The sequence below is a fragment of the Umezawaea tangerina genome (assembly GCF_003002815.1).
Taxonomy (GTDB): Bacteria; Actinomycetota; Actinomycetes; order Mycobacteriales; family Pseudonocardiaceae; genus Umezawaea; species Umezawaea tangerina.
In genome coordinates this window covers 731,700-742,874 of sequence record NZ_PVTF01000003.1, presented here as the reverse complement: position 1 = coordinate 742,874, position 11,175 = coordinate 731,700, and the positions used below count along the sequence as shown (strand labels likewise).

Here is an 11,175-nt window from a genome sequence, read left to right as displayed (position 1 = left end):
TGCGTAGCTTTGTGAAAGCTACGCCACCGTAGCAATATGGTGTGGTGCGCACAACACGTCGCAAGTACGCCGCCCGCCTGCCACCCGAACAGCGCAGGGACCAGCTGCTCGACGGTGCGCTGCGGCTGATCGGCGACGGGTTCGGGGTGTTGACCATGGAGGCGGTCGCCCGCGAGGCCGGGGTGACGAAGCCGGTGCTCTACGAGCAGTTCGCGAACCGGGCCGAGGTGGTCGACGCCCTGCTGGCGCGCGAGGCGGAGCGGGCCACCGAGCAGGTGCTGGCGGCGCTGCCCGTCGACTTCGCCGAACGCGGACCGGAGGACGCCTTCGCCCACGCCGTCGAGGTGTTCGTCCGCGCGGTGCTGGAGGCGCCGGAGCGGTGGCGGCTGGTGCTGATGCCGCCCGACGGGACGCCCCGCGAGTTCCGGGCGCGGGTGGAGGAGGTCCGCGCGGGGTTGCTGGCGCAGGTGGAGGCGTTGGCGGCGCTCGGTCTCCAGACCCGCGGCGGCCCGGCCGACGTCGACCCCGAACTGCTCGGCCACGCGATGCTCGCCCTGGGCGAGATGGCGGGGCGGTTGGTGCTGACCGACTCCGCCCACTTCACGCCGGAACGGGTGGTGGCCTTCGTCGGTCGGATCGCGCACCTGCTCCCCGGCGGGGAGTAGCCGGGCCGGTCGCGGTCCCTGGTCAGTTCGCACGGGCGCTGCTACTACTGGGACGCCCCCGCACACCGGGACACCCCGCCTGCCCGAGAGAGGTGCACTGTGGAGGACGCGTTACCCGGCGGTGAGCCGGAGATCCGGCTGACCGGCTTCGAGGCTTTCACCTTCGGCATCGCCGCACTGGACGAGGAGGCGCAGGAGCTCCTGCGGGCAGGCCGCCTCGCCGAGGCCGCCGACGTGTTCCGGCAGGACGGCGACGTGCTCCGCGACGCCGTGGCCGCCGCGCTGGACGCGGGCGCCGTCCGCGACGAGCAGCTCGACCGCGCGGTGGACTTCCGCACCGCGCACGGGTTGCGCAACATCGGCACGATCGAGGCGCTGCGCGTCCGCGTCGACCCCGCGCTCGACCGGACCGCGGAAGCGGTGCGGCTGCTGCGGGACGTCGTGGCCGCACAACCCGAACCGCTCGTGCGGGACGAGTACGTCCAAGCCCTCCAGTCGTTCGCCTTCGTGCGGGCGCTGTGCCGCACCCGGCTCGCCGAGGCCGCCGACGCCATCGCCGAGGTGCTGCGCCTGCTGGACGAGCCCGCCGCGGGCGAGGTGTCGGAGGACTTCCGCGCGGGCGCCCGACGCCTGGCGCAGCAGGTCGAGCGGATCCGCGAGGACATGGCGGAGGGGAAGCCCACCGGGATACCGGGGTCGGCGCTGCCCGGCACCGACTGGCGCACCGACCTCGCCGAACGCGCCCGGCAGCCCGCGCTGGAGCGGATGGACGTGCCGGACCTGGTGCGCGAGCTGGGCAACACCGACCAGGTCGAGGCGCTGCTGCGGATGATGGACGAACGAGGCGACGCCGACGGCGCGCACAAGCACGGCGTCGTCCTCCAGGACCGCGGCGACCTCGCCGCCGCCGAAGCCGCCTACCGCCGGGGCTCCGAGCGCGGCAGCCACACCTCCGCCTACCGCTTGGGCCTCCTGCTCAAGGACCGCAAGGACACCCCCGGCGCCGTCGCGGCGTTCGAACAGGCCGTCCGGTCCGACGACGAGGACCTGGCAGCCAAGGCACGACGTGCGCTGGCCAAGCTCACCAGGACCCGCCGGTTCCCCTGGTCGCGGGGCTAGTTCGGATCCCCGGATCCGGGTGCACGACCGCACGACCGCGGATCCGGGGAACCGGCCCTAGTTCTCCAGGCCCAGCTCCTGGGCGATGCGCTTCGCGACCTCGTAGGTGTCGCCGGTGGGCTCGGTCGGGAACTCCGTGGTCTGCGAGGTCCACTGGACGCCGTTGGCGCACCAGTCGATGGTCGGCGGCACGCCGCTCTCGACGGTCCCGGCCAGCTCGGCGAAGAACCGCTCCCAGCGCGGCTGGTAGTAGCTCGAGACCATGCCCTGCCACTCGCGGTTGGCGTAGTCGCGGAGCGTGTCGCACGCCTTCTCCGACCAGATGCTGATGATGCCGCGGGCGTCGCGTTCCAGCGCCGCCTTCTCCTCGGGCGTCTTCCCCCAGGCCTTCGCGCTCTCCAGCCAGGTGCCGAGCAGCCAGTCCCGCTGGGTGCCCAGGAGCTCGTCGGTGCTCTTCATGTACCCGAGGAAGCGGTCGGTCAGGGTGTCCAGGGCCGCCACGTCCTTGGCCGCGTACGCCCTGGCGATCTCCTGCAACGTCGACCGGCCGCGGTTCGCGAGGATCTGCCGGGTCACGTCGACCAGGTCGTACTTGTAGGTCTCCTCCTCGCGCACGGCCGCGTCGGCCTGGAGCAGCTCGCCCAGCACGGGCTCGAAGTCCTGCGCGGAGTAGCGCGGCTCCGGGGGCCCGAAGTAGGAGGCCGAGGTGACCTTCAGCGCGGGCAGCGCGGCGAACGGGCTCTCGTACGGGCCCTCGCCGCTCTGGTGGCCGGTGGCGCGGAACGAGTACGCGGTGTTGAGCAGGACCTCCCACGCCTCGGCGACGTGCGGGTCGTCGCCCGCGCCGTAGCGGCGCTTGGCGTAGTCGAGGATCCACGAGTCGAGGTCGACGGCCTTGTCGCGCCACACCATCTCGCCGAACAGGTCCTGCACCACGGGGTTGAGGTGGGTGCCCTCCAGCACCATGGCGGTGCCGACGAGGTTGCCGCGCTCCCCGGTGGACTTGGCGCGGATCTCGGGCAGGGTCTGGCCGGGCTCGGTGAGGTTGCCGAACACGCCGAGCCTGCCGCCGAAGTTCTGGATCGTGCCCCACGCCCAGGGCGCGCCCCAGAACGCGTCGGTCTTCTCCCACGACGGGCCGTCGTCGGCGTCCAGGTCGAGCACGAGGACGCGCTTGCGGTCGATCGCGTCGATCAGGTCCTTCTCCGGGTTGCCCTGCCACGCCTGGAGCACCCAGGTGGAGTCCGGGTGCGCACGGGTCAGCGCGTCCTGCACGGCCTTGCCGGCCTCGCCGAGGTCGACGCCGCCGAGCTCGCCGCCCTCGTGCATCAGGTCGTTGGAGTAGTGCGTGGTGTCGCCGAAGCGCTTGCTCTGCACCTCGTAGAACTTCGCGGCGACCTTGGCGTAGAGCGGGTCCGTCGGCGCCAGCCAGAACGGCCGAGGGTGGCCGGAGTAGCCGCCCTGCGGGATCACGTTCGCGCCGGGGTTGGCGTCGGCGAACACCTGGTCGGGCACGTGGCCCTCGAACGCCGGGAACACCGGGGTGATGCCGAGCTCGCGCATCCGGTCCGCCACGCGCCTGCCGAGCTCGGCCCGGCGCTTGATGAGGTCCGCGCTGACCGGACCCGCGTGCACGCCGCCGGACGGGTCGTAGCCGGTCGTCGAGCCGTACCACTGCCACGGCTGGAACGAGGGCTGCGCGATCCAGTCGCGCACCTGCGACTCGGACATGCCGAACGACTGGAAGGTGTCGTACCAGACGGCTTCCTGGCCGACGAGCACGAGCGCGCGGTTCACGCCGCTGGCCGCGAGGTAGTCGATCTCGCGTTCCCACTCGGTCCACGTCCAGTACGGCATCGTGTAGCCGTAGACGGTGAAGTTGTAGGCGTACCGGTCGCTCAGCGTCGTGCGCTTGCTGATCGGCTTCTCCGGCGCGGGCAGCGTCTGCGGCAGGTCGAGGCGGTCGCCGTTGGTGGACAGGTGGCCGCCCGCCACGTACTTGAGCCACCAGTTGAACCCGGACACGATCGCGACCTGGCTGGTGCCGGAGAGCTGGACGTGCCCGGCGGTGCCGCCGACGCGGAACGAGTCGGCCGTGCCCGCGCTCGCCGGGGTGGTGCGCACCTCGATCTGCGCCGCGCGGGCCGAGTCGCCGCCCAGCAGCCGCGTGATCGCGGACTTCGCCGAGGAGACGTCCACGAACGCCTTGCCCGTCGTCCGCACGTCGGTGACCACCAGAGCGGCCAGCAGGACGAGGACGACAGCACCGGCGAGTGCTCTGCGCTGCACGGGTGGACTCCACTTCGGCGGGAGGTTCGGATCTTACGGACGGTGCAACCCCCCAGCCGCCTCGCCCCGTCTTCCCAGGTGACGGTGGGACGGTGGACGCGAGGCGTGCTGGTGGCGATCATGATGGCAGGGGTGCTCGGGGGATGCGGGCAACGCCCTTCGGATACCCCTGGGCGGGCTTCGGCACCCCCGGCGGGCGCGACGTCACCCGTTGGGGCGCCCGCCACGACACCCGGTCCGGCGACCGACCTGACGGCGGCCCCGACGACCGGCCCGCCGCCCGCGCCCGCCGTCAAGGAGCGCATCGACGCCGCCCGCCAAGCGCGGCAGGAGACCGTCGTGCTCGCCATCGCCACCGCCGACGGCCGGACCGCGTCGACCGCCGGGGCGTTGCGCGCCCTGGGCGCGACGGTCGAGTCGGAGGACGGCACCGTCGGCTACATCCGCGCCACCGTGCCGGTCGCGCTGGCCGCGCGGGCGGCCACCCTGGAGGGCATCACCCACGTGGACGTCGAGGAACCCGTCGGCGTCCCCGACCCGACTCCCTGACGGGCGCGGCGGCCTCGCGCGAGGACACGCGGGGCCGCCGCTGAATACGCGGAGCGGCCCCCGCACCCCTGGTGGGTGCGGGGGCCGCCGCCGTTGACCGGTGGAGCTAGACGACCGACTGCACGACCACCGTGCCGCGGCCGACGGTGGAGCCCTCCGAGGTCTGCACGAGGAGCTCACCGCGCAGCACCCGACCGGCACCGGGCTGACCGGTGGCGGTCACCGTGCCGCCGACGGTCCACGTGGTGCCCGCGGCGTGGTCGGCGAGCGGGTCGCTGACCACGACCGAGCCCAGCGAGGGAGCGGCGTAGAGGTCGATGTAGTCGTACTCCGTGGTGCCCGCGGGCACCGAGTAGCCGTCCACGAGGACCCGCCACGCACCCGCGGCCGGGTTGGCCAGGGTCACCGACTCCTCGGAGTCGCCGTCGGCCGACGACCCCGCCACCACGCACGTGCCCGTGGTGCAGTTGTAGAGGACCAGGTCGAGGTCCGCGGTGGCGTCGCTGGTCTTGCCGATGGTCGCGCTGACCGCCGTGGCGCCCGCGGGCACCGTCAGGTCGTAGGTCTGCGACGTCCCGTTGGCGATGCTGGGACGGGCGATCCTGGCACTGGCCAGCGGCCCGCCGACGAGGTGGCCGTTGAGCGCGCCCAACGAGTTCGTCACCTGGTAGGTCCGCGCGACCGGCGTGCCGAGCGTCGCGGACGCGATCACGTCCGGGTTGGGGCTGACCGCGGTGCCGAGCACCGAAGCGGTCACCTTGTACGGCGCGCGGTCGGCGTCCGACGTGCGCCGGGCCTCGACCACGACCTCCCAGACGCCCGGCAGCGGGTTGTTGACCGTGCGGCTGGTGGCGGAGCCGGTGGAGCAGCCCGCGCCCGCGTCGGGGTTGTAGCAGGACGTGGTGGCCGTGGGGTCGATCGGCACACCGGTCGGGTCGAAGCGCAGGAAGCGCACCTGGCCCTTGCCGGGGTCGCCGCCGCCGACCAGGTCGATCTTCAGCGCGCTGGCGCCCTGGGGCACCCGCACGAAGAGGCTGCTGACCTGGTTGCGGCTGATGTCGCCGGACTGCGAGACCGCGTACTTGTTGGCCGCGGTGAAGTCCGCCGCGGCGAACACGGTGTTCATCGTCTGCACGTCGACACCCGGCGTGGAGGGGTTGTCCAGGCTGAGGACCGCGGACAGGGCGCCCGCCTTCCTCGGCTTGACCTTCACGTCGAACTTGACCGGGGTGTTCAGCGGCAGCGTGACGCTGCCCGCCGAGTCGAACGCGCTCTTGTCGCCGTCCCAGTCGACCTTGTACTTCACCGGCTTCGCCGAGCCCGTGGTGCGGGTCAGCGTGTAGGTGCGGGTGTAGTCCTTGCCGATGGTCACGCCCTCGCGGTCGTGGATGCCCACGCCGGTGTTGGGGGTCGGCTTGAGCTGACCGGACAGCACGGTGTGCACCTCGACCGACGTCGTCACGGTGTCCGTGGCGCCGGAGCGGCTGAGGATGTTGTAGGCGGCCTTGACGTCGAAGAGACCGGCACCCTGCTCGTAGGCGCCGAACTCGCTCTGGAAGTCCGCGCCGGACTTGATGGCGTTGCGGAGCTTCGCGGCGTTGGGGCGCTCGCCGTTGTGCGTCGCCTTGTACGCGCTGATGAGCAGCGCGGCGGCACCGGTCGCCTGCGGGGACGCCATCGAGGTGCCCTGGAGCATGGCGTAGCCGGCGGGCAGCTCGTAGGTGCCCGCGACGGGGCCGGGGGCCTCCCAGCGCGGGATGGTGGAGATGGCCGCGCCGGGCGCGATGATGTCCGGCTTGAAGCCGCCGTCCTCGCGCGGGCCGCGCGAGGAGAAGCCGTGCAGGTTGTCGCCCTGCTTGGTCACCGAACCGTAGTTCGACAGCCAGGTCTCCTTGGAGATGTAGGAGCCGACGCTGACGGCGTCGGTGGCCACCGACGGGTCGCCGACGCTGTTGGCGCCCGCGCCGCTGTTGCCCGCCGAGATGAACAGCTGGACGTTGTACTCGGCGATCGTGCGGTTGTAGAGCTCCGCGCGGGCGTTGTTGCCGTCGTTGAGGGCGGGCAGGCCGCCGATGGAGATGTTCACGACGTCGGCGCCGTTGCGGGCGGCGTAGAGCACGCCCTCCAGCAGACCGCTGCTGGTGCAGGACGACGAGGTGAGGCAGACCTTGACGGCCATCAGCTTGGCGCCGGGGGCCGCGCCCGTCATCTTGCCGCCGAACATGTTGTTGGCGGCGGTGATGCCCGCGACGTGGGTGCCGTGCTCGGCGCCCGCGATGCCGATGTTGACGAAGGCGGTGCCGCCGTTGTCGTACACCGACCTGTTGGTCTGCACGACGAACGCCATGCGCTCGGCGATCGGCGTGGCCGGGTTGTCGGTGCCGAAGAAGCCGACGTCCTTCTTGACCTTGTAGTCGATCATGGCCGTCTGGTCGGTGAAGTCGCCGTCACCGTCCAGGTCGACCCGGACCTCCTTGGTCAGGACGTCCTGCAGGATGGGGAACGAGTCCACCCGGTCGCCGTCGCGGTTGAGGTCGCCGCCGGTCTCGCTGGTCGGGTCGCCCAGGTCCTTCGCGGTCTCCTTGAGGAAGCCGACCGCGTAGGGGCCGCCGGTGGCCGGGGCCGTGTAGGTGACGCCGCCGACGACGAACTTGCCGGTGTAGCGCTCCTTCGACATCGCGACCCACGTGCCGTCGTTCTCGGTCGGCGCGTTGGCGTTGTACCAGTCGACGATCTTGCGCTCACCGGTCGTGGTGGTCGCGAGCGCCGGGTGGTCCAGGTCGACGCCGGAGTCGAGGATGGCGATCGTGGTGTTGCGGCCGTCCCACTTGGGGTGGGACTGGGCGAACGACGCCGCGCCGGTGTCGGCGATCGGCATGTACGGGTTGTCCTTGGGGGTCTTCGCGCCGGGTGCCTTCTGCGGCAGCGGCGTGGCGGCTCCCTCGATCTTCGGGTCGTCGAGCTCGACGAGCCCGTCGACGTCGACGGCGTTGACCGAGGCCAGCTTCGCGGCCTTCTCGGCGTTGTCGCGGGGCAGCGTGACCTTGAGGTAGTCGACCTTCCGGTCGGTCGTCTCGACGACCGCGCCGAGCGCCTTCAGCTCGGCGGTGGCGGCTTCGACCTTGCCGTCCTCGGCGGCGACGAGGAGCGTGACGTCCGCCTTGCCCTGCTGCTCGGCTTCGGCGATGAGCGCGCGGTCCTGCTTGTCCAGCTGCTTGTCGGCCTGAGCGGGCGGCACGGGCTGCGCGAGTGCGGGGGTGGCGGCGAAGCCGAACCCAGTCGAACCCAGCACGGCGGCCAGGAGTGCCACGCTGGTGCGGTGTCTCCACCGAAGTCCTGACTTGATCACGACGCAAAGACCCTTCGTGGGGGAGGAATGGTGGAAGCACATCTCCCCGCGCACGAACGGACAATAGGACAAGCAGCCCATTGATGAAGTCCACATTGGACTGAACGGTCGCTTGTCCCGGACACCACCAAGGGGTAGACACCCCTATTTTCATAACGGTTGGCGCAGAACAGCTCCAGTCAAGGGCTGAAGGAAGGGAATGTCAACCCGTGTCAACGGTGAACACGACGTTCCCCGCCGAATTCGGTAACAAATCCTCCCGGCGGTCGATGCGGCCTTTTCAGGGGTCGCCCGGTGGTGACCTGCGGCACGCGGGGAACATCGGCACCCCACCACCCGTTCTACCAGTGGTCGGCACAGGGGTGCTGCGCCCGGCGTCGGTTCGCACGGGTGCCCCCTCGCCGGTGCGAATCCCCCCGAGACGCCCCGTGGCGCGCCCCCGCTCGCCGACCAGCCGTCGGCCGGACGGAAATCCCCCCTTCCGGGACCGGCCGACGGCCCCCTGACCCGCCAGACGCGAAAACTTTTCGGGTCCGGCGTCCCGCCTGCTGCGCGATCGGCGGCACCCCTCCTACACTGCGCCCCATGGCACAGGACGCGGACGTCATCGTGGTCGGCGCGGGTCTGGCGGGGCTGGTCGCCACCGCGGAGCTCGTGGACGCAGGTCGAAAGGTCATCCTGCTCGACCAGGAGCCGGAGGCGTCGCTCGGCGGCCAGGCCTTCTGGTCGTTCGGCGGCATGTTCCTGGTCGACACCCCCGAACAGCGCAGGCTCCGGGTCAAGGACTCCGCCGAGCTCGCGCTGCAGGACTGGATGGGCTCCGCGGCGTTCGACCGCGACAGCGACCACTGGCCGCGCAAGTGGGCGGAGGCCTACGTCGACTTCGCCGCGGGCGAGAAGCGCTCCTGGCTGCACGCGCAGGGCGTGCGGTGGTTCCCGTTCGTCCAGTGGGCCGAACGCGGCGGCTACCTCGCGGGCGGCCACGGCAACTCCGTGCCGCGCTTCCACATCACCTGGGGCACCGGCCCCGGCATCGTCGCCCCGTTCGAGCGCCGGGTGCGCGAGGGCGTGGCGAAGGGCCTGGTGACGCTGCGGTTCCGGCACCGGGTCACCGAGCTGACCACGACCGCGGGCGCGGTCGACGGCGTGCGCGGCGAGGTGCTGGAGGCGAGCACCGCCGCGCGCGGCGAGAAGAGCTCCCGCGAGGTCGCCGGTGACTTCGAGCTGCGCGCCCAGGCCGTGGTCGTCACCTCCGGCGGCATCGGCGGCAACCACGACCTGGTGCGCAAGAACTGGCCCAAGAACATGGGGACGCCGCCGGAGCACATGCTCTCCGGCGTCCCGGACCACGTCGACGGGAAGATGCTCGAGGTGGTCGGCAAGGCCGGCGGCGGGCTCATCAACGAAGACCGCATGTGGCACTACCCCGAGGGCATCGCGAACTACGCGCCGATCTGGAGCAGGCACGGCATCCGCATCCTGCCCGGCCCCTCGTCGCTGTGGCTGGACGCGACCGGGCAGCGGCTGCCCATCCCGCTGTTCCCCGGTTTCGACGCGCTGGGCGCGTTGGAGCACATCGTCAAGACCGGCCACCAGCACTCGTGGTTCCTGCTGAACCAGCGGATCATCGGCAAGGAGTTCGCCCTGTCCGGGTCGGAGCAGAACCCCGACCTGACCGGCAAGGACGTGAAGCTCGTCCTCAAGCGCGCCCTGCCGGGCGCGGTGGCCCCCGTCGAGGCCTTCGCCAAGCAGTCCTCCGAGTTCATCTTCGGCCGGTCGGTCGCCGAGCTGGCCAAGGGGATGAACGCGCTGGTGGGCAGCGACCTGATCTCCGCGTCGGCGCTGGAGAAGGTCGTCGTCGAACGGGACCGCCAGGTCACCTCGGGGCTGGGCAAGGACATGCAGGTCAACGCGATCTCGATGGCCCGCCACTTCCTGACCGACAAGCTGATCCGGGTCGTCGAGCCCCACCCCATCCTCGACCCGAAGGCAGGCCCCCTGATCGCCGTCCGGCTCTCCGTGCTGACCCGCAAGTCGTTGGGCGGCCTGCACACGGACCTGTCGTCGCGGGTGCTGAAGGACGACGGGACGCCGCTGGACGGCGTGTACGCGGCCGGTGAGGCCGCCGGGTTCGGCGGCGGCGGCCTGCACGGCTACCGGGCGCTGGAGGGCACCTTCCTCGGCGGTTGCGTCTTCTCCGGCCGCACGGCGGGCCGGGCCGCGGCGGCGGCCACCGCCTGACCTTCCGACCCTGGGAGGAATCACCTCCTTCCAGGGGGCTTTTCCATTCCACCCGGATCCGCGCGCATTCCGGGGAGGGTCGCCGATTGCGGAGTGGTGATTCCCGGACGCGTCCGAGCGCGGGGCACCACCAAATCGTTCCGGTACTACCCGGCGCAGCCCGATAACCGCGCGCACGTCACGGGACGGCGGATTCGAAACCGCCGGGCCGGGGCGCGCGAAAATCCCGTCGGGGCGAATGAGGGGTCACGGCGCGTCCAGCGTGCCCGCGGTCCGGCCGTCCAGCGACTCGCGGATGATGTCCGCGTGGCCGCCGTGCCGGGCGGTCTCCTCGATGACGTGCAGCAGCACCCAGCGCGCCGACCAGTGCGCGGCCTCCGGCAGGGCGCAGGGGGCGCCGAGGTCGGCGACGCCGGACAGGACGTCCTCGGTCTCGCGGGCGCAGGCCGCGTAGTCGGCGAGCAGGAACTCGGCCGTGTCGGTCGCGGTCAGCACGAAGTCGGACTCGAAGTCGACGATCGGCCAGAGGCCGGGCAACGGGAGGCCGGCCAGGCCGGCCTGGACCCAGCGGCGTTCGGACCGGGTCACGTGCTTGAGCAGGCCGCCGAGGGACAGGGCGCTGGCGCTCGGGACCTTGGCCAGCTGCTCGTCGTCCAGCCCGCGCACGGCGTTGCGCAGGCCGACGCGCTGCTTGTCCAGGTAGCCCAGCAGGGCCGTGCGCTCATCGGGGACGGGTGGCACGAACGACGGCATGGCGGGTCTCCGTTTCGGTGGTTGCTCGCGGTCACGGTGGCAGCCGTACCTGACAGGTCGCGTCAGGTACCGGTCGGTCCCGTTCCGTGGACCACCTTGACGCGGTGTGCCCGCCTTCGCATGCTCGGAGGTGTGAACCGAGGAGAGCCGCTGACCCGCCGTCGCCACGTGGACTTCGCCCGCACGTGCTCCTGCCGCTGTCGGTGACCC

7 protein-coding genes are annotated in these 11,175 nt (G+C 71.7%); 4 read left to right on the top strand and 3 right to left on the bottom strand.

Annotated features, from left to right (window positions below; translation table 11 throughout):
• The first annotated feature begins 44 nt into the window (after nt 1–44).
• Both CLV43_RS13820 and CLV43_RS13815 read left to right on the top strand, forming a co-directional pair.
• The gene (locus CLV43_RS13820; protein WP_170155831.1) at nt 45–665 is read left to right on the top strand and encodes a TetR/AcrR family transcriptional regulator; all 621 of its coding nucleotides are present in this window, start codon (nt 45–47) and stop codon (nt 663–665) included.
• A 99-nt stretch (nt 666–764) separates the two neighbouring features.
• On the top strand, nt 765–1,784 hold the full coding sequence (locus tag CLV43_RS13815; RefSeq protein ID WP_106187479.1) for a hypothetical protein: 1,020 nt from the start codon (nt 765–767) through the stop codon (nt 1,782–1,784).
• Between the two features lie 57 nt (nt 1,785–1,841).
• On the opposite strand, the gene CLV43_RS13810 is transcribed toward CLV43_RS13815, so the two are convergent.
• Complete coding sequence (locus CLV43_RS13810) at nt 1,842–4,073, bottom strand: alpha-N-acetylglucosaminidase (protein WP_106187478.1); 2,232 nt, start codon at nt 4,071–4,073, stop codon at nt 1,842–1,844.
• Between the two features lie 105 nt (nt 4,074–4,178).
• Here CLV43_RS13810 and CLV43_RS47090 point away from each other — a divergent pair, with 105 nt between their 5' ends.
• Entirely contained in the window at nt 4,179–4,622 is a 444-nt protein-coding gene (locus CLV43_RS47090) for a hypothetical protein (RefSeq protein ID WP_146174757.1), read from the top strand.
• A 106-nt stretch (nt 4,623–4,728) separates the two neighbouring features.
• Here CLV43_RS47090 and CLV43_RS13800 read toward each other — a convergent pair whose 3' ends face one another.
• Nucleotides 4,729–8,013, bottom strand: coding sequence for a S8 family serine peptidase (locus CLV43_RS13800; protein ID WP_106187476.1), 3,285 nt, complete (start codon nt 8,011–8,013; stop codon nt 4,729–4,731).
• Between the two features lie 543 nt (nt 8,014–8,556).
• On the opposite strand from CLV43_RS13800, the gene CLV43_RS13795 reads away from it, so the two are divergent.
• The gene (locus tag CLV43_RS13795) at nt 8,557–10,212 is read left to right on the top strand and encodes an FAD-binding dehydrogenase (RefSeq protein WP_106187475.1); all 1,656 of its coding nucleotides are present in this window, start codon (nt 8,557–8,559) and stop codon (nt 10,210–10,212) included.
• Between the two features lie 246 nt (nt 10,213–10,458).
• Here CLV43_RS13795 and CLV43_RS13790 read toward each other — a convergent pair whose 3' ends face one another.
• Nucleotides 10,459–10,965 carry a DinB family protein gene (locus CLV43_RS13790; RefSeq protein ID WP_106187474.1) on the bottom strand — a complete coding sequence of 169 codons (507 nt, stop codon included), beginning with the start codon at nt 10,963–10,965 and terminating at the stop codon, nt 10,459–10,461.
• Between the last annotated feature and the right edge of the window lie 210 nt (nt 10,966–11,175).